The sequence below is a fragment of the Pseudomonas viridiflava genome, from assembly GCF_900602065.1.
Taxonomy (GTDB): domain Bacteria; phylum Pseudomonadota; class Gammaproteobacteria; order Pseudomonadales; family Pseudomonadaceae; genus Aquipseudomonas.
Genome location: NZ_UWFN01000095.1, coordinates 1 through 18,602 on the forward strand (window position 1 = coordinate 1; position 18,602 = coordinate 18,602).

The 18,602-nt window shown below is 58.4% G+C and carries 16 protein-coding genes; 12 read left to right on the forward strand and 4 right to left on the reverse strand.

Going from position 1 to position 18,602, the window contains the following annotated elements:
* Positions 1–793 precede the first annotated feature (793 nt).
* A complete protein-coding gene (gene olsB, locus EE949_RS02620) occupies positions 794–1,549 on the forward strand; it encodes an L-ornithine N(alpha)-acyltransferase (RefSeq protein WP_122662623.1) in 756 nt (251 codons plus the stop codon).
* Entirely contained in the window at positions 1,549–2,388 is an 840-nt protein-coding gene (locus EE949_RS02625) for a lysophospholipid acyltransferase family protein (RefSeq protein WP_122662625.1), read from the forward strand. The genes olsB and EE949_RS02625 overlap by 1 nt, the downstream gene beginning before the upstream one ends.
* Here the strand turns inward: EE949_RS02625 and EE949_RS02630 are convergent.
* Positions 2,349–2,945, reverse strand: a complete 597-nt coding sequence (locus EE949_RS02630; RefSeq protein WP_122662627.1) for an ACP phosphodiesterase — start codon at positions 2,943–2,945, stop codon at positions 2,349–2,351. The genes EE949_RS02625 and EE949_RS02630 overlap by 40 nt on opposite strands.
* 161 nt (positions 2,946–3,106) lie before the next feature.
* Between EE949_RS02630 and EE949_RS02635 the strand changes: the two genes are divergently transcribed.
* From EE949_RS02635 to EE949_RS02645, 3 genes are all read left to right on the forward strand, one after another.
* Entirely contained in the window at positions 3,107–3,421 is a 315-nt protein-coding gene (locus tag EE949_RS02635; protein ID WP_122662629.1) for an ArsR/SmtB family transcription factor, read from the forward strand.
* A 133-nt stretch (positions 3,422–3,554) separates the two neighbouring features.
* Positions 3,555–4,721, forward strand: a complete 1,167-nt coding sequence (locus EE949_RS02640) for an MFS transporter (RefSeq protein WP_122662631.1) — start codon at positions 3,555–3,557, stop codon at positions 4,719–4,721.
* Positions 4,722–4,742: 21 nt separating this feature from the next.
* Positions 4,743–5,792 carry an alkene reductase gene (locus EE949_RS02645; RefSeq protein ID WP_122662633.1) on the forward strand — a complete coding sequence of 350 codons (1,050 nt, stop codon included), beginning with the start codon at positions 4,743–4,745 and terminating at the stop codon, positions 5,790–5,792.
* A gap of 97 nt (positions 5,793–5,889) precedes the next feature.
* Here EE949_RS02645 and EE949_RS02650 read toward each other — a convergent pair whose 3' ends face one another.
* From EE949_RS02650 to EE949_RS02660, 3 genes are all read right to left on the reverse strand, one after another.
* Entirely contained in the window at positions 5,890–6,744 is an 855-nt protein-coding gene (locus tag EE949_RS02650; protein ID WP_122662635.1) for an ATPase, read from the reverse strand.
* A 75-nt stretch (positions 6,745–6,819) separates the two neighbouring features.
* Positions 6,820–7,812 (reverse strand): NAD-dependent epimerase/dehydratase family protein, encoded by a 993-nt coding sequence (locus EE949_RS02655; protein ID WP_122662637.1) that lies wholly within the window; start codon positions 7,810–7,812, stop codon positions 6,820–6,822.
* A gap of 279 nt (positions 7,813–8,091) precedes the next feature.
* Positions 8,092–8,991, reverse strand: coding sequence for a LysR family transcriptional regulator ArgP (locus EE949_RS02660; protein ID WP_122662640.1), 900 nt, complete (start codon positions 8,989–8,991; stop codon positions 8,092–8,094).
* A gap of 130 nt (positions 8,992–9,121) precedes the next feature.
* Between EE949_RS02660 and EE949_RS02665 the strand changes: the two genes are divergently transcribed.
* The 7 genes from EE949_RS02665 (at position 9,122) to EE949_RS02695 (ending at position 18,553) form a co-directional block, all read left to right on the forward strand.
* Positions 9,122–9,724, forward strand: coding sequence for a LysE/ArgO family amino acid transporter (locus EE949_RS02665; protein WP_122662642.1), 603 nt, complete (start codon positions 9,122–9,124; stop codon positions 9,722–9,724).
* A gap of 347 nt (positions 9,725–10,071) precedes the next feature.
* A complete protein-coding gene (locus EE949_RS02670; protein WP_027900293.1) occupies positions 10,072–10,653 on the forward strand; it encodes a superoxide dismutase in 582 nt (193 codons plus the stop codon).
* 305 nt (positions 10,654–10,958) lie between these two features.
* Positions 10,959–13,007, forward strand: a complete 2,049-nt coding sequence (locus EE949_RS02675; RefSeq protein ID WP_122662644.1) for a putative bifunctional diguanylate cyclase/phosphodiesterase — start codon at positions 10,959–10,961, stop codon at positions 13,005–13,007.
* A gap of 300 nt (positions 13,008–13,307) precedes the next feature.
* On the forward strand, positions 13,308–14,666 hold the full coding sequence (locus tag EE949_RS02680; protein WP_122662646.1) for an imelysin family protein: 1,359 nt from the start codon (positions 13,308–13,310) through the stop codon (positions 14,664–14,666).
* A 247-nt stretch (positions 14,667–14,913) separates the two neighbouring features.
* Positions 14,914–16,341, forward strand: a complete 1,428-nt coding sequence (locus EE949_RS02685) for a di-heme oxidoredictase family protein (RefSeq protein ID WP_122662648.1) — start codon at positions 14,914–14,916, stop codon at positions 16,339–16,341.
* 33 nt (positions 16,342–16,374) lie between these two features.
* Complete coding sequence (locus EE949_RS02690) at positions 16,375–17,439, forward strand: imelysin family protein (RefSeq protein WP_122662651.1); 1,065 nt, start codon at positions 16,375–16,377, stop codon at positions 17,437–17,439.
* 16 nt (positions 17,440–17,455) lie between these two features.
* Complete coding sequence (locus EE949_RS02695) at positions 17,456–18,553, forward strand: DUF1513 domain-containing protein (protein WP_122663194.1); 1,098 nt, start codon at positions 17,456–17,458, stop codon at positions 18,551–18,553.
* Positions 18,554–18,602: the final 49 nt, after the last annotated feature.

Sequence of the window (18,602 nt, forward strand, 5' to 3'; positions counted from 1 at the left end):
TCGCGAATGAATTCGCTCCCACAGGATCACCGCAAACCGCGAGCGACGCAGAACCCGTGGGACCGAATTTATTCGGGAAGGCGATATTGCGTCAGACAGATATGCAGTGACCGCAACGGCCTTTTCGCGAATGAATCCGCTCCCACAGGATCACCGCAAACCGCGAGCGACGCAGAACCGTGGGACCGAATTTATTCGGGAAGACGATATGGCGTCAGACAAATATGCAGTGACCGCAACGGCCCTTCCGCGAATGAATTCGCTCCCACAGGATCACCGCAAACCGCGAGCGACGCAGAACCCGTGGGACCGAATTTATTCGGGAAGACGATATTGCGTCAGACAGATATGCAGTGACCGCAACGACCCTTTCGCGAATGAATTCGCTCCCACAGGATCACCGCAAACCGCGAGCGACCCAGAACCCGTGGGACCGAATTTATTCGGGAAGGCGATATTGCGTCAGACAAATATGCAGTGACCGTAACGACCCTTTCGCGAATGAATTCGCTCCCACAGGATCACCGCAAACCGCGAGCGACGCAGAACCCGTGGGACCGAATTTATTCGGGAAGGCGATATTGCGTCAGACAAATATGCAGTGACCGTAACGGCCCTTCCGCGAATGAATTTGCTCCAGAGGAGATACAGCTTTCCCTCAAACAGCGTCACACAACCATCACCAAACCTTCACGGTCATGACATCGCCTCTCCTTAGCCTGAGTTTGTACAGCAGCGCCAGGCCATTACAGCCAACGCCCGCACTTGCAGGGCAGGCTAACGGAGACTTCGCATGACTCAGATCGCCCGCATTCGCGACACAGCATCCGACCGCCGCCTTCAGGCTGAACGTCTGACCGGCAGCAAAGCCTTGCAGGAAGCACAGGCCCTGCGTTTCAACGTGTTCAGTGGCGAATTCAACGCCAAACTCAAAGGCGCAGACCAAGGCCTGGATATGGATGATTACGATGTGCACTGCTCGCACATCGGCGTGCGGGACCTGAACACTGGCAAGCTCGTCGCCACCACGCGTCTGCTGGACCACAAAGCGGCCAACAGCATCGGCAGCTTCTACAGTGAAGAAGAGTTCGCCCTGCATGGCCTTGGCCATCTGCAAGGTCCGATTCTGGAACTGGGTCGCACATGTGTGGACCCCGATTACCGCAACGGCGGCACTATCGCTGTGTTGTGGAGCGAACTGGCCGAGATCCTCAACGAAGGTGCCTACAGCTATCTGATGGGTTGCGCGAGCATCCCGATGCAAGACGGCGGCATTCAAGCCCACGCGATCATGCAGCGCTTGCGCGAGCGTTATCTGTGCAACCAGAACCTGCGCGCCGAACCTAAAAATCCGCTGCCTGCCATGGATCTGCCCAACAACGTGATCTGCGAAATGCCACCGCTGCTCAAAGCCTACATGCGCCTGGGTGCGAAGATCTGCGGCGAGCCGTGCTGGGACGAAGACTTCCAGGTCGCCGACGTGTTCATCCTGCTCAAACGTGACGAGCTGTGCCCGCGTTATGCTCGTCACTTCAAGGCAGCAGTGTAATGAGCCGCTTGCGTGGCTACGCCCGAGTCGCACGGGTGCTGCTGGTCATTGCATTGGGGCTGACCATTGCCGGCACGTTCGCCTGCATGGAGCGCATGAAGATCGGCAACTCCATGGCCCGGCGTCAGCGCTGGAGCCGGTGGTTCATGGCGCGCCTGACCGCCGCCCTGCCCTTTCGGGTGACGGTCAGCGGCGAGCTGCCACGTCAACCGATGCTGTGGGTCAGTAACCATGTGTCCTGGACCGATATTCCGCTGCTGGGCATGTTGGCCCCGCTGTCGTTTCTGTCCAAGGCTGAGGTCCGCACCTGGCCAGTCGCTGGGTGGTTGGCCCTGAAAGCCGGCACACTCTTCATCCGCCGCGGTTCGGGTGACAGCAAGCTGATCCAGAAGCAAATGGGCAACCACTTGCAGCAGAACAACGCGCTGGTAATTTTCCCTGAAGGCACTACCACTGACGGTACTGGCCTGCGTACGTTTCATGGTCGACTGATGTCGAGTGCGATTGACAGCGGGCTGTTGCTGCAACCAGTCGCGATTCAGTATTCACGCGATGGCAAGCCAGACCCCATCGCACCCTTCATCGGCGACGACGATTTGCTGTCGCACTTGCGCCGCCTGTTCGCCAATGAACAAGGCGACGTGCATATCCAGTTGCTGACGCCGATTGCCACCGAAGGCAAGGAACGCGCCGCGCTGGCTTATGAAGCGCAGCAAGCGGTGCAGATCGCGCTGTTTGGCGAGCCATCTGTGGTTGCCAAGCCTTTGGTTACCGGAGGGGCCGAAACAGTGTCAAACGTTCAGACCGCCGAGAGCCCACGCTCGGCCAGAGCGGCCTGAGAGAAGTCCTGCAAGATCGGGTAGAACTCGGCAAAGTCCGCACTCAAGGGTTGGTAGAGGTCGTGCAGTTCCTGCATGGCCCCTGCCAGCCCTTGCGGTCGTGACAAACGCCGCGAAATCCCCGCGAATACCTGCTCCAGCACGGCAAATTCCCGGTACGAACCCAGCCAGTCGTGAGCGGCCATGTGCGGTGCAATCCGCGCCAGTCGTTCGGGCAACTCTGGCTCGGCGGCCAGCACGCCGTAAACCTTGCGCGTGAACGCCGCCAGCGGCACATCCGCGTAATGCGCCCAGTCCCGGGCCAGGCAATGATCGAAAAACACGTCCAGCACAATGCCCGCGTAACGTCTGCGTTCGGCTGGAAAGCGCGCAATCGCTTGCTTGATCAGCGGGTGACTGTCGGTGAATGCATCGATGCTGCGATGCAGCTGGATCGCCTGTGCCAATTCGTCCGGGAAACGCCCAGCCACAGGCCCTTTGACGAAATCGCCATACAGACTGCCGAGGAGTTGTGCCGGTCGCTGGCCACCGAGATGCAGATGTGCGAGGTAGTTCATGGCGCCCAGCCTACGCCGAATTGCACGCCGCGCCTATATCGATATAACCCGATATAGCGTTTTTCACTATTCTCAGCAGCAAATCATATTTGTATATCGCGAAATACAGATATAAAGTTCGCCTCATCGCGATATAGCGTTAAACCCATATTGAGAACGACATGCCTATCGACCTCGACGAAATAATAAAAGCCCTGGCCCACCCTGTTCGCCGGGAGATTCTCGTCTGGCTGAAGGACCCGCTCAGTTGCTTTCCGGACCAGACCCACTCGACGGAAAACGGCGTTTGCGCAGGTCAGATCGATCAGCGTGCCGGGCTTTCGCAGTCCACGGTTTCTGCTCACCTGGCAACGCTGCAACGCGCTGGTCTGATCACCAGCAAGAAGGTGGGGCAATGGAGCTTTTTCAAGCGTAACGAAACGGTGATTGCGGCCTTCGTCGAAGCGCTGGTGCTGGAGCTGAATCCGCCAACTTGAGCACCTTCGAATGTAAAAACCTTCTGTAGGAGCTGCCGAAGGCTGCGAAATCTTTCCTCCTGAAACACCGAGAATCGCAGCCTTCGGCAGCTCCTACAGGATTAACGAAACCTTTATTAACAGGAGACGCCCAGTGCCTCTTTCACTGTTTATTCTGGCGCTTAGCGCCTTCGCCATCGGGACGACCGAGTTCGTCATCATGGGTTTACTGCCCGAAGTCGCTGCCGATCTGGGCGTCTCGATTCCAGGTGCAGGCTGGCTAGTAACCGGTTACGCATTAGGCGTGGCGATCGGTGCGCCGTTCATGGCGATGGCCACCGCCAGACTGCCGCGCAAGGCCGCGTTGGTCACGCTAATGGGCATTTTCATCGTCGGTAATCTGCTATGCGCCATCGCCGCCGATTACAACGTATTGATGTTCGCCCGAGTGGTCACGGCACTGTGCCACGGCGCTTTCTTCGGTATCGGCTCGGTAGTTGCCGCAGGTCTGGTGCCGGCCAACCGTCGCGCCTCGGCCGTTGCCTTGATGTTCACCGGTTTGACACTGGCCAACGTGCTCGGCGTACCGCTGGGTACCGCGCTGGGCCAATACGCTGGCTGGCGCTCGACCTTCTGGGCCGTCACCGTCATCGGCGTGATCGCCTTGATCGGCCTGATCCGTTTTCTGCCGACCAACCGCGAAGAGCTCAAGCTCGACATGCGTGCCGAACTCGCCTCGCTCAAAGGTGCTGGTATCTGGCTGTCGTTGAGCATGACCGCGCTGTTCTCAGCGTCGATGTTCACCCTGTTCACCTATGTCGCGCCGTTGCTGGGCGAAGTCACTGGCGTATCTCCGAACGGTATCACCTGGACACTGCTGCTGATCGGCCTGGGCCTGACGGTAGGCAACGTGATCGGCGGCAAGCTGGCTGACCGTCGCCTGGCCGCGACCTTGATTGGCGTGTTCGTCGCCATGGCCGTGATTTCCACCGCCTTGAGCTGGACCAGCGTCGCGTTGATCCCGACCGAAATCACTTTGTTCCTCTGGGCCACCGCCGCGTTCGCCGCTGTGCCGGCCTTGCAGATCAACGTCGTGACCTTCGGCAAAGACGCGCCAAACCTGGTGTCGACCCTGAACATCGGCGCGTTCAACGTCGGCAACGCTCTGGGCGCATGGGTCGGCGGCAGCGTGATCGCTCACGGCTTCGGCCTGACCAGCGTGCCATTGGCCGCCGGGGCGCTGGCCGTACTCGCACTGACCGTGACCTTGATTACTTTTCGTCAGGGCGGCAATGCCGATCTGGCTCCGGCTACCAACTGATCAATTAAGAGGGTTTCACCCATGACAACTATCTTTGACCCGATCAAGCTAGGCGACCTGCAACTCGCCAATCGTATCGTCATGGCGCCGCTGACCCGCTGCCGTGCGGATGAAGGTCGTGTCCCGAACGCGATGATGGCTGAGTATTACGTGCAACGCGCGTCGGCAGGTCTGATCATCAGCGAAGCCACTTCAGTGACGCCAATGGGCGTCGGCTACCCGGATACTCCGGGCATCTGGTCCAACGATCAGGTGCGTGGCTGGAGCAACGTCACCAAAGCAGTACACGGCGCCGGCGGCAAGATCGTCCTGCAGCTGTGGCACGTCGGGCGCATTTCCCACCCGTCGTACCTCAATGGCGAAACCCCGGTTGCGCCAAGCGCCATCAAGCCTGAAGGCCATGTCAGCCTGGTTCGTCCACTGTCTGACTACGTCACCCCTCGCGCACTGGAACTGGCGGAAATCGCTGACGTGGTGGACGCCTATCGTACGGGCGCAGAAAACGCCAAAGCGGCTGGTTTTGACGGTGTAGAAATTCACGGTGCCAATGGTTACCTGCTGGATCAGTTCCTGCAGAGCAGCACCAACCAGCGTAACGACCAATACGGCGGCTCTCTGGAAAACCGTGCGCGCCTGATGCTCGAAGTGGTCGATGCGGCAATTGAAGTGTGGGGCGCTGGCCGCGTGGGCCTGCATCTGGCACCGCGTGCAGACTCCCATGACATGGGTGACGATAACCTGGCCGAAACCTTCAGCTACGTTGCTGCGGAGATGGGCAAACGTGGCATCGCGTTTATTTGCTCTCGCGAGCGCGAAGCGGGCGACAGCATTGGTCCGCAGTTGAAAAAGGCTTTCGGCGGCGCGTACATCGCCAACGAAAAATTCACCAAGGACAGTGCCAACGCCTGGCTGGCCAATGGCTCAGCGGATGCCGTGGCGTTCGGCGTACCTTTCATCGCCAACCCTGACTTGCCAGCACGCTTGAAGCAGGATGCGCCGCTGAACACTCCGCATCCGGAGACGTTCTACGGTAAAGGGCCAGTGGGTTATATCGATTACCCGGCTTTGTAATACATCTGCAGGAGCCAACTTGTTGGCGAAGCTTTGGACCTGAACACTCAGGAAGATCGCCTCGCGAACAAGTTCGCTCCTACCGGGGATACGGCTGTTAACGACGTGCATTCACCTGCTGCGACAGGTTCTGAATCTGGCTTTGCAATGTGTTGATGTTGCGGGTCATTTGCGCACGGAAGGCATCGAATTCAGCAGTGTTGCTGCTGGTAGCTGCGGGGGCCTGGCGGTTTTCCTGTTCGCTTTTAAGCACGATCAAATCCTGCTCAAGACGCTCGATGGCCGCTGTCGGATTGCCCTGTTTCTTCAAGGCTGCAACATCGGCGCTCAGGCTTTTAAGCTGAGTATCGACTTTGTCCACGTCGCCCTGAGCTGCCTTGTGATCTGGAATCGAAGCCTTCACCGCTGCTAACTCGGTGGTGACCGCTTTAAGCTGATCCTGCAGTTGGGTATTGCTGGTCTGCAACTGCGTCGCCTGACCGGTGATCTGTTCCAGACGCTGCTGCAATGCGGTCTGCTGGCCGGTGGCACCTTCCTGCAGTTTGTCCTGATCAGCCAACTGGTCTTCGATCAGCTTGATGCGCTGCTTGAGCGCCTCTCCGTCCACCGCCACTGATTCAGTCGCGACCACTTTGCCGGAAATATCCTGCAAGCGGCCCGCGGCTTCTTCGCTGATCCGCGCAAAGCTTTCCTGTGTCGCAACCAGTTGCTGCTCCATCAACGAAATCTGCTGAAAACTCCACCAGCCCAAGCCACAAAAGGCTATGAACAACGCCCCCACCAATGCCCAAAGAGGGCCGGTGCTTGGCCCTTTGACCTTTACTACAGGCGTGTCACGGGAATAAACCGTCGTGCGTTTGCGCGCACCCACGGTCGGCGCGAAGTCGTCGTCATCGTCCTTGGCGCTGAGATTCGGAACGTCATCGACGTCGTCGTAAGGATCGTTACGCATGAATAACCCTGTCTAAAACCGATGAAAATGCTCGAAGTTCGCGAGTATAACCGCTGCAGCCGCAGCCTAAAGCGCTCACCTGTGTTGTTGCGTTTGCCACCAGTCACAAAACTCATCCAGCGCCGCCCACAGGCTGACTTGCGGGTCGTAGTCTAGATAGTGCCGGGCGCGACCAATGTCCAGAGTGAAATCCTTGCTCATGACCTGCATGCCCAACCGCGACAGCGTAGGTTCGGGACGCCCGGGCCAAAGCATGCATGCCGCTTCGTTGATCGCGGCAGCGGAGTAAGCCAGGCCGTACGAACGATACCGGGTGACCTGCGGCAGTTGCATGCGACGCATCACGTAATTGACGGCATCCCACAGCGGCACCGGCGTGCCATTGCTGATGTTGTAGGCCTTGCCCAACGCCGACCGGTCGGCCAGCAGACTGCTGATCAGGGCCTGGTTAAGGTTATGAATGCTGGTGAAATCCACCTTGTTCAAGCCATTACCGACAATCGACAAACGCTTCTTGCGCTGCATGTGCAGCAGTCGCGGGAAAAGGCTGGTGTCACCCGCCCCGGTTACAAAACGCGGGCGCAAGGCAATCACTTCCAGACCAAACTCTTCTGCGCCAAATACCTTTTGCTCAGCCAGATATTTGCTGGCGGCGTAGTGATTGTTGAAGCGTTTGGGCACCTGTTCTTCTTTGAGGTCCAAGTGCGAGTGGCCATCGAAATAGATTGAAGGCGACGACAAATGGACCAGCCTTCTGACCCTTTGTTTCAGACAAGCCTCAACGATGTTCTCAGTGACTTGCACGTTGCCCTGCAAGAAATCCTGCTTGCGCCCCCAGACGCCTACTGAACCGGCGCAATGCACGACAGCTTCAACGTCGTCACACAGCACTCGAACCAGATCAGGATTAATCAAATCACCCTGAATGAACTCGGCGCCGCGCTTGACCAGATGCGCGACACCCTCGGCACGACGGCCATTGACCCGCACGCTGAAGCCCTGCTCCAGAGCGAAACGCGCAAAGCGCCCGCCAATAAAGCCGCTTGCGCCGGTGACCAGAATCTTCATTTACCGCTCCGTTAGAGATTTTTTGCTTGTTTCAAAAACACAGGTCTTGTCTGACTTGATAGAGATCACATGTGGGAGATTCTATGTTGGCCTGCAAACACAAATCCGTGGGAGCGAATTCATTCGCGAAAGGGCCGGTACATCCGCAGTTGATGTATCGCTTGAATGCCGCCTTCCCGAATGAAGTGGAGCGCCACCCCGGTCTGTCCCACAGGCTCATCATGAACCTGAAGCCGTACACAAGCCTCGCTCCCACAGGAACGCATTCCAACCTGAAAATCACTTAGGCCCCAACGGCACCAACCACTGCCCCGCCTGCTGCGCCAGATGCTCAGTCAGTCGAGTCAACAACTGCCCGCCATTGCGCCAATGATGCCAGTACAGCGGCACGTCCACCGGATTGTCTGCTGAGAATTCCACTAGCGAACCGCGCTTGAGTTGCTCGCGCACCTGTATCTCCGGGACCAGCCCCCAGGCCACTCCGGCTTCGGTCATGCGTAAAAAGCCTTCCGCCGATGGGCACACATGATGCTCGAACCCGCCTTCGATCCCTAGTGAAGCCAGATAACGATGCTGCAAAAGATCATCCGGACCAAACACCAGCGCCGGAACGCGAGCGAGTTTCTGCACATCGAAACCTTCAGGAAAGTTGCGGGCGATGAATGCCGGGCTGGCCAGGCCACGATAGCGCATGGCGCCCAGTAACAGACTGCGCGCACCGGCCACCGGGCGTTCACTGGCGCACAAGCAAGCCGCAACGTCGCCTGCCCGCATGCGTTTGAGGCCGACGTCCTGATCTTCAACGACCAGATCCAGCAGCAGATTGTTCTGCGCACAGAAATCACCAATCGCTTCTGCCCACCACGTTGCCAGACTGTCGGCATTCAACGCGATACGCAGGCGCTCCGGCATCCCCTCTTCATCCAGCGCCGGTACCTGGCTTTGCAGGTCACGCTCCAGCAGCCGCACTTGCTGCACATGGTTAAGCAAGCGCCGCCCGATGTCAGTGGGACTGGGTGGAGTGGCCCGGATCAACACGGGCTGACCCACGCGCGCTTCCAGCAGTTTGATCCGTTGGGATACCGCAGATTGGGATAAACCCAGCACCTGCGCGGCACGCTCGAACCCGGCCTGCTCGATCACCGCCGCCAAAGCAGAAAGCAGTTTGTAGTCGAACATCAGTTTTCCTAATGAGCGATCAGTAAGATTGGTTTTTCTTATACCTCGGGCAGCCCCACACTTGCTACACAAACCTGCTGGCCGTTCAGGCTTCGAAGCAGGCGGTTAAATGCGCTGGAGCATACATTTCATGTGGCAAAGTTATCTCAATGGTCTGCTGGTTGCCGGCGGATTGATCATGGCTATCGGCACGCAGAACGCCTTCGTTCTGGCGCAAAGCCTGCGTCGTGAACATCATTTACCCGTGGCGATGATATGCATTGTCTGCGATGCGATCCTGATCGCGGCCGGTGTGTTCGGCCTGGCCAACGTGCTGGCACAAAATCCGACATTGCTGGCGATCGCACGCTGGGGCGGCGTGGTGTTTTTACTCTGGTACGGCAGCCTTGCCCTGCGCCGTGCCTGCTCAAGCCAGAGCCTGCAAAAAAGCGAGATCGTCGGCCAGCGCTCGCGCCGGGCCGTCCTGCTCAGCGCCTTGGCCGTGACCTTGCTCAACCCTCACGTCTACCTCGATACGGTATTGCTGGTTGGCTCGCTTGGCGCTCAGCAAAGTGTGCCTGAAGCTTATGTTGTGGGTGCGGCCAGTGCGTCATTGTTATGGTTCAGCACCTTGGCGCTTGGCGCAGCCTGGCTGGCTCCCTGGCTGGCGCGCCCGGCCACCTGGCGACTGCTGGACCTGATGGTCGCGGTGATGATGTTCAGTGTTGCGGTGCAGTTGATCAGGGCTGCGTAGCGCCAGAAGAGCTTGATGCAGTTTTTGTAGGAGCTGCCGAAGGCTGCGAAGCATTTGACCTGACACACCGCCATCGCAGCCTTCGGCAGCTCCTACAGATTTTGTGTTCGCCGTACCACGGCAATTTTGTCCCGGACACAAAGCAATCGCCTTCAGGGAAGTATTCCCATTAGGCAAATCCTCTGGAACCTCTATCCCACACAGTTGTTGCGTGGTTAACGGGCAGACCCGGTGCTATGATCCTGACCCTGCGCCGCAAAGAGTACAAACTCGCCGGTGCATGTTCTGTCTGGCCGCCCGTGATCGGCCTTGCGCTCACCGCAACTGACCTGATTAGGAGATAAACCATGGCTTTTGAATTGCCGCCGCTGCCGTACGCCAAAGATGCTCTGGTACCGCACATTTCCGCAGAGACACTGGAATATCACCACGACAAGCACCACAACACCTACGTCGTGAACCTGAACAACCTGGTGCCTGGCACCGAGTTCGAAGGCAAAACCCTGGAAGAAATCATCAAGACCTCTTCGGGCGGCATCTTCAACAACGCCGCTCAGGTCTGGAACCACACGTTCTACTGGGAATGCCTGGCGCCAAATGCTGGCGGCGAACCTACCGGCGCACTGGCTGACGCAATCAATGCGGCTTTCGGCTCGTTCGACAAGTTCAAAGAAGAATTCAGCAAAACCTCTATCGGCACCTTCGGTTCCGGCTGGGGCTGGCTGGTGAAAAAACCAGACGGTTCCCTGGCTCTGGCCAGCACCATCGGTGCAGGCAACCCGATGACCAGCGGCGACACCCCGCTGCTGACCTGCGACGTATGGGAACACGCTTACTACATCGACTACCGCAACCTGCGTCCAAAGTACGTGGAAGCGTTCTGGAACCTGGTCAACTGGGACTTCGTAGCGAAGCAATTCGCTGCCTGATTTCAGATCCAGTCAAGAAAACCCGGCATTGCCGGGTTTTTTTTCGTCGACAAACTGTATTTTAGGTATTGTCAGCGAGCGATAGCGGACTAATATCATTCGCTTGGGTTTTCAAGATTTCGTTCAAGTTTCAAAGGTTTTTGTCCGACACAGTGAGAATGCCTGACTTTACGATAAAGTCGGGACGGAGCAAGGAAGCAGGTGACGAGGAGCAAAATCGCTGTTTGGCGATTTCGTTCTGGCTCAACTGTTTTTTGATGGTTGCAAAGGCTTGATGCACCCAGCACGGATTAAGGAATAGCCATTTGAAGCTGGAACTCAAAAACAGCCTGTCAGTAAAGCTGCTGCGCGTGGTGTTGCTTTCTGCACTGATCGTAGGCGTGGTCTTGAGTTGTGCGCAGATTGTCTACGATGCGTACAAGACTCGGCAGGCAGTGGCCAGCGATGCTGAACGAATCCTGGACATGTTTCGTGACCCGTCGACTCAGGCCGTTTACAGCCTGGACCGGGAAATGGGCATGCAGGTCATCGAGGGCCTGTTTCAAGACAACGCGGTGCGGATGGCGTCTATCGGGCATCCGAACGAAACGTTGCTCGCCGAAAAATCGCGCCCCCTAAAAGCCTCCTCCACCCGCTGGCTGACCGACCTGATTCTCGGCCAGGAGCGCAGCTTCACCACCCAATTGGTCGGCCGCAGTCCCTACAGCGAGTATTACGGCGACTTGCGCATCACGATGGACACCGCAACCTACGGCGAAGGCTTCATCATCAATGCGGTGATCATTTTCATATCGGGTGTCCTGCGGGCGCTGGCCATGGGGCTCGTGTTGTATCTGGTTTACCACTGGCTACTGACCAAACCCCTGTCGCGCATCATCGAACACCTGACCAATATCAACCCGGATCGCCCCAGCGAACACCTGTTGCCGCTGCTCAAGGGCCATGAGAAAAACGAACTGGGCATCTGGGTCAATACCGCCAACCAACTGCTGGCCTCAATCGAGCGCAACACGCATTTGCGCCACGAAGCCGAGATAAGCCTGCTGCGCATGGCGCAGTACGATTTCCTGACCGGCTTGCCCAACCGCCAGCAATTGCAGCAGCAACTGGACAAGATTCTGATCGACGCTGGCCGCCTGCAACGCCGGGTTGCGGTGTTGTGTGTCGGGCTGGACGACTTCAAAGGCATCAACGAGCAATTCAGTTACCAGACCGGCGACCAACTGCTGCTGGCGCTTGCTGATCGTCTGCGCGGGCATAGCGGTCGGCTCGGCGCACTCGCCCGGCTGGGCGGCGATCAGTTCGCGCTGGTTCAGGCTGATATCGAACAACCTTATGAAGCCGCCGAACTGGCACAGAACATCCTGGATGATCTGGAAGCTCCGTTTGCCCTGGGCCAACAGGAAATCCGTCTGCGCGCCACCATTGGCATCACCCTCTTCCCGGAAGACGGTGACAGCACTGAAAAGCTGCTGCAAAAAGCCGAACAGACCATGACCCTGGCCAAGTCGCGCTCGCGCAACCGCTATCAGTTTTATATCGCCAGCGTGGACAGCGAAATGCGTCGGCGCCGGGAACTGGAAAAAGACCTGCGCGAAGCACTGCCGCGCAACCAGTTATTCCTGGTGTATCAGCCGCAAATCAGCTATCGCGACAACCGGGTGGTCGGTGTCGAAGCCCTGATTCGCTGGCAGCATCCGGAACATGGCATGGTTCCGCCGGATCAGTTCATCCCCTTGGCGGAGCAGAACGGCTCGATCATCGCGATTGGTGAATGGGTACTGGATCAGGCCTGTCGTCAGTTGCGCGAATGGCATGATCAGGGCTTCACCGACCTGCGCATGGCGGTCAACCTGTCGACCGTCCAGTTACACCACTCGGAATTGCCGAGGGTGGTCAATAATCTGATGCAGATTTATCGCTTGCCCCCGCGCAGCCTGGAACTGGAAGTCACTGAAACCGGCCTGATGGAAGACATCAGCACCGCCGCCCAGCATTTGCTGAGCCTGCGCCGCTCCGGTGCGCTGATCGCCATTGACGACTTTGGTACGGGTTATTCGTCCCTCAGTTACCTGAAGAGCTTGCCCCTCGACAAGATCAAGATCGACAAGAGCTTCGTGCAGGACCTGATTGATGACGATGACGACGCAACCATCGTGCGTGCCATCATTCAACTGGGGAAAAGCCTGGGCATGCAGGTCATCGCTGAAGGCGTGGAAACCGTCGAACAGGAGGCTTACATCATTTCCGAAGGCTGCCATGAGGGCCAGGGTTACCTGTACAGCAAACCGCTACCGGGCCGAGAACTGCTGGCTTATCTGAAACAGGCACAGCGCAGTAAGGCCGAGGTTTAAGCCAAGACTTTACTCCACTCGGAACCTGTGGGAGCGGTGCTTGGTCTGGGCGGCATTCCGACGATAAGGCCGGACACGGTTCACTTTGGATCGCGTCCAGCCTTTATCTCGGGCAAGCACCGCTCCCACAAAATCCGCCATCATTCGCTTCTTGAATCGACACTACTTGTTACAACCCTGCCCGACTTCATCTTTCCTCAAAGGCAATAGGCCTTTACACCGAATGCAAATCTTTCGCATTATGTTGCAGCTTTTTTTGGGCGCCTGGCGCCTTGAACCCTCTAGACGCAGGATTCCGTCATGATTCGTATGCCATTGGCAACCGCTAGTCTGCTGGCCATCGCTATTTCCCTCGCTGGTTGTGGCGACGAGAAAAAAGCTGCAGCACCAGCCACCGCTTCCGCACCGGCTCCAGCGCCTGCTGCTGCACCCGCGCCCGAAGCGGCTGCTCCGGCACCGGCTTCGCAGTCCAGTGACGCTGCAGCCAAGGCAGTCGTCGCCAACTACGCCAACATGGTTTCCGCCGTATTCAGCGACGCTGAAGCCGCTGCTAAAACCCTGCAGACTGCGATCAACGAATTCCTCGCTACTCCGAATGACAAAACCCTCAAAGCTGCCCGCGACGCCTGGGTTGCTGCGCGCGTGCCTTACATGCAGAGCGAAGTCTTCCGCTTCGGCAACACGATCATCGACGACTGGGAAGGACAGGTTAACGCCTGGCCCCTGGACGAAGGCCTGATCGACTACGTTGCCAAAGACTACCAGCACGCGCTGGGCAACCCGGGTGCCACTGCCAACATCATCGCCAACACCGAAGTTCAGGTCGGCGAAGACAAGGTCGACGTGAAGGAAATCACGCCTGAGAAACTGGCCAGCCTGAACGAGCTGGGCGGTTCCGAAGCCAACGTTGCGACCGGCTATCACGCCATCGAATTCCTGCTGTGGGGCCAGGACCTGCACGGTAACGAAGCAGGCGCTGGCGAGCGTCCAGCCTCTGATTACATCGAAGGTGCAGGCGGTACCGGCGGTCATAACGATCGTCGTCGCGCTTACCTGACCGCCGTGACCGATCTGCTGGTCAGCGATCTGGAAGAAATGGTCAACAACTGGAAGCCGGGTGTTGCCGACAACTATCGCGCCAGCCTGGAAGCCGAAAGCGGCGAGAGCGGTCTGCGTAAAATGCTCTTCGGCATGGGCAGCCTGTCCCTCGGTGAACTGGCTGGCGAGCGCATGAAAGTAGCGCTAGAAGCCAACTCCAGCGAAGACGAGCACGACTGCTTCAGCGACAACACCCACAACTCCCATTTCTACAATGGCAAAGGCATCCGCAACGTTTACCTGGGCGAATACACCCGTACAGACGGCACCAAGGTTAGCGGTCCAAGCCTGTCTTCCCTGGTAGCCAAAGCCGATCCAGCCGCCGACGCTACCCTGCGTGCCGACCTGGACGCCACCCAGGCCAAGCTGCAAGCCATCGTCGACCAAGCCAACAAAGGTCAGCATTTCGACCAGTTGATCGCGGCTGGCAACACTGAAGGCAACCAGATCGTTCGCGACGCCATTGCCGCTCTGGTCAAACAGACCGGCGCCATCGAGCAAGCCGCTGGCAAACTCGGCATCACCGACCTGAACCCGGATAACGCCGATCACGAATTTTGATCGACGTAGTTCGAGCGTTTGGTAATGAACGCTTTGAACGGATGAACTGAAAAATGCCGGTTGGCTTTGCTGACTGGCATTTTTTTATGGACCCGGTTTTCGGAGGAGTCTGCCCATCGGGGATCGACCATCCGATTTCGTAACAACACGTTGCACCACGTCAAGGCAAACGATAATCCCTCTTATTCAAAAAGGACGAGGCTGTTAAGCTTGCACGCCCCGATTTTTGGCTCGTTGCAGGATGGTTATGGCTACGCGGCTGCGTCCCTTTGTTGTGTTGCTCAGTGCCCTGATGATGGGTGCGTGCGATGACGCCCCGCGTTTCACGCAGGCAGAGCCTGGCGAGGCGTTGGCGGGCGGCAGAGCGACGGTGAACAAGCGGGATGTGAATGCGTTCTCAATGCCGTCGGCGAACCTGTCGCCTGCGCGGCGTCTGGACTTCAGCGTCGGCAACAGTTTCTTCCGCAGCCCTTGGGTGATCGCCCCGTCCACGACCACCGCCCGTGACGGGCTGGGGCCGCTGTTCAATACCAACGCGTGCCAGAACTGCCACATCAAGGATGGTCGCGGTCATCCTCCCGAGCCCAATGACGTCAATGCCGTGTCGATGCTGGTACGCCTGTCGATCCCTGATGATCCGGCTCAGGCAGAGCTGATCAAGAAGAATGGCGTGCTGCCCGAGCCAACTTACGGCGGGCAGTTGCAGGACATGGCAGTGCCCGGTGTCGCTCCAGAGGGTCGTGTACGCATCGAGTACGAGCCCATGCCGGTCAGATTCCGCGATGGCACGGTGGTCGAGTTGCGCAAACCGACCTTGAGCATCACTCATCTGGGCTACGGCCCGATGCACCCGCAAACCCGCGCCTCGGTGAGGGTGGCCCCGGCGATGATTGGCCTTGGGCTGCTGGAAGCGATTCCCGACGCGGCGATTCTGGCCAATGCAGATCCCGACGACAAAGACGGCGACGGCATTAGCGGTCGACCGAACTGGGTGTGGGACGATGAGCAACAGACTGTCGTCATGGGCCGGTTTGGCTGGAAGGCCGGGCAGCCCACTCTGAATCAACAAAACGTGCATGCGTTTTCCGGTGACATGGGCCTGACGACCAGCCTGCGTAACTTCGACGATTGCACACCCGCACAAACCGACTGCCTTGCGGCCCCCAACGGCAATGGCCCGGGCGGCGAGCCGGAGGTCAGCGACAATATCTTGCGGCTGGTGCTGTTCTATAGCCGTAACCTGGGTGTTCCCGCCCGTCGCAACATAGAAAATCCCCAAGTGCTGGCCGGTAAAAACCTGTTCTACAAGGCAGGCTGCCAGCAATGCCATACGCCACAGTTCAAGACGCGTCATGATGCCGCCGAGCCGGAACTGGCCAATCAGGTGATCCGCCCCTACAGCGACCTGTTATTGCATGACATGGGCGATGAGTTGGCTGACAATCGCACCGAATTTCAGGCGACAGGGCGCGAATGGCGCACGCCGCCTCTGTGGGGCATAGGTCTGACGCAAACCGTCAGCGGCCACACTCAGTTTTTGCACGACGGACGCGCCCGCAATCTGCTCGAAGCGGTGCTCTGGCACGGAGGCGAAGCACAAGCCGCGCAGCGGCAGGTATTGGCTTTCGATGCCGAACAACGCGCAGCACTGCTGGCGTTTCTGAATTCGTTATGACTTCTTTCATTTAAAAACTATAAGGAGCCGGACATGTTCCGTCCCAAGTTGCTCTTCACCAGCCTTGCTGCGCTCGCCCTCGGTGCCTGCGCACCGTCGGACCCGCAAGCGGTCACTTCGGCAGCGATTGCCAAGCAAGTGATCCTGCCGACCTACAGCCGCTGGGTTGATGCTGATCGCAAGTTGGCGACAAGCGCTTTGGCTTTCTGTGAGGGCAAGACTGATCTGGCCACCGCCCGTGCCGATTTCCTCTACGCCCAGAAGACCTGGGCCGAGTTGCAGCCGTTGCTGATCGGGCCTTTGGCCGAGGGTAATCGCTCCTGGCAGGTGCAGTTCTGGCCAGACAAGAAGAATCTTGTCGGCCGTCAGGTGGAACAACTGGTGACGGCCCAGCCGCAGATCAGCCCTGACGCACTGGCCAAGTCCAGCGTGGTGGTCCAGGGCCTGTCCGCTTATGAATACATTCTGTTCGATGCCGCCATCGACATGGCCAACGCCGAACAAAAAGCCCGTTATTGCCCATTGCTGACGGCAATTGGCGAACGCCAGAAAGCCCTGGCTGAAGAGATCCTCAGCCGCTGGAACAGCAACGACGGGATGCTCGCGCAACTGAGCAAATTCCCCAACCAGCGCTACGCAGATTCCCACGAAGCCATCGCCGAGCTACTGCGTGTGCAAGTCACCGCACTGGATACTCTGAAGAAAAAACTCGGTACACCGCTGGGTCGCCAGAGCAAAGGCCAGCCGCAGCCATTCCAGGCGGACGCATGGCGTAGCCAATCATCCCTGAGCAGCCTCGAAGCAAGTCTGGGAAGCGCCCAGACGGTGTGGGCCGGCGTGGACAACAAAGGTCTGCGTGGACTGTTGCCCGCCGAGCAGAAACCGCTGGCAGACAAGATCGACGCTGCTTACGCTGCCAGTCGCAAACTGCTGTCGGAGCTCAAGCCGCCGCTCGCCGATTTGCTGGCCAGCGAAGAGGGTCGCCAACAGTTGAACGCCTTCTACGACAGCCTCAACGTCGTGCATCGTCTGCATGAAGGCGAATTGGCCAAGGCGCTGGGCATCCAGTTGGGCTTCAACGCCAACGACGGCGACTGACCGGGAGATCACGATGATGTTGCGACGCCAGGCCCTGGCACTCGGAAGCCTGTTGCTCAGCGCCTGCACCTTGGGCGGCTGGACACTGTTCCGGCAGAAAGGCCAAAGCCCGCTGCTGTTGTCCGCGCGCGACGATGGCGACGGGCAGCATTACGCCGTGGGTTATCGTCTGGATGGCCAGCAGGTGTTTGCGACGCAGGTCGGCCAACGCTGCCACGACATCATCAATCATCCGACGCTGAGTCTGGCGCTGTTCGTCGCCCGTCGGCCGGGCACAGAAAGCTATCTGATCGACCTGAATGACGGGCGCTTGCTGCAAACCATTCACTCGCAGCCTGACCGACATTTCTACGGCCATGCGGTGATCCACAGCAGTGGCGAATGGCTGTACACCACCGAGAATGACACCACTGATCCAGGACGTGGATTGCTTGGTGTGTATCGGTTTGTCGACGAGCGTCTGGTGCATACCGGAGAAATTTCTACCCATGGCATCGGCCCGCATCAGGTGTCATGGATGCCGGACGGCGAAACATTAGTGGTGGCCAATGGCGGAATCCGGACAGAGGCCGAGAGCCGCGTCGAGATGAACCTGAATGCCATGCAGCCCAGCCTGGTCCTGATGCAGCGCGACGGCACGTTGCTGAGCAAGGAAACCCTGGCGCAACCCATGAACAGCGTTCGTCACTTGGGTATTGCCAGCGACGGCACCATCGTTTCCGGTCAGCAATTCATGGGCGACGCTCACGAATCCTCGGAGCTGCTGGCAATCAAACGTCCGGGCCAGCCATTTGTGGCTTTTCCGGTACCAGAGCAGCAACTGGCGTCGATGGGGCACTACACCGCCAGCGTTGCGGTACACAGCGAATTGCGTCTGATAGCGCTCACTGCACCAAGGGGCAACCGGTTTTTCATCTGGGACATGGACAGCGGCGCAACACGCCTCGACACCGCCCTGCCCGACTGCGCTGGGGTGGGTGCGGTAAAAGATGGTTTTGTAGTGACCTCCGGGCAAGGCCGTTGCCGCTTTTACGACTGCCGCCAAAACGAGCTGCTCGCCAAGCCTCTGGAACTGCCTGCGGGGCTTTGGGATAACCATCTGCATCTGGTGTGATGCCTCGGGATTTTGTAGGAGCTGCCGAAGGCTGCGAAAGCTCTCGCCT

Excerpts from the sequence above, each read along its gene's own strand:
- olsB (WP_122662623.1), top strand. The coding sequence starts at position 794 with ATGACTCAGATCGCCCGCATTCGCGACACAGCATCCGACCGCCGCCTT.
- EE949_RS02625 (WP_122662625.1), top strand. The coding sequence starts at position 1,549 with ATGAGCCGCTTGCGTGGCTACGCCCGAGTCGCACGGGTGCTGCTGGTC.
- EE949_RS02630 (WP_122662627.1), bottom strand. The coding sequence starts at position 2,945 with ATGAACTACCTCGCACATCTGCATCTCGGTGGCCAGCGACCGGCACAA.
- EE949_RS02635 (WP_122662629.1), top strand. The coding sequence starts at position 3,107 with ATGCCTATCGACCTCGACGAAATAATAAAAGCCCTGGCCCACCCTGTT.
- EE949_RS02645 (WP_122662633.1), top strand. The coding sequence starts at position 4,743 with ATGACAACTATCTTTGACCCGATCAAGCTAGGCGACCTGCAACTCGCC.
- EE949_RS02650 (WP_122662635.1), bottom strand. The coding sequence starts at position 6,744 with ATGCGTAACGATCCTTACGACGACGTCGATGACGTTCCGAATCTCAGC.
- EE949_RS02655 (WP_122662637.1), bottom strand. The coding sequence starts at position 7,812 with ATGAAGATTCTGGTCACCGGCGCAAGCGGCTTTATTGGCGGGCGCTTT.
- EE949_RS02660 (WP_122662640.1), bottom strand. The coding sequence starts at position 8,991 with ATGTTCGACTACAAACTGCTTTCTGCTTTGGCGGCGGTGATCGAGCAG.
- EE949_RS02665 (WP_122662642.1), top strand. The coding sequence starts at position 9,122 with ATGTGGCAAAGTTATCTCAATGGTCTGCTGGTTGCCGGCGGATTGATC.
- EE949_RS02670 (WP_027900293.1), top strand. The coding sequence starts at position 10,072 with ATGGCTTTTGAATTGCCGCCGCTGCCGTACGCCAAAGATGCTCTGGTA.
- EE949_RS02680 (WP_122662646.1), top strand. The coding sequence starts at position 13,308 with ATGATTCGTATGCCATTGGCAACCGCTAGTCTGCTGGCCATCGCTATT.
- EE949_RS02685 (WP_122662648.1), top strand. The coding sequence starts at position 14,914 with ATGGCTACGCGGCTGCGTCCCTTTGTTGTGTTGCTCAGTGCCCTGATG.
- EE949_RS02690 (WP_122662651.1), top strand. The coding sequence starts at position 16,375 with ATGTTCCGTCCCAAGTTGCTCTTCACCAGCCTTGCTGCGCTCGCCCTC.
- EE949_RS02695 (WP_122663194.1), top strand. The coding sequence starts at position 17,456 with ATGTTGCGACGCCAGGCCCTGGCACTCGGAAGCCTGTTGCTCAGCGCC.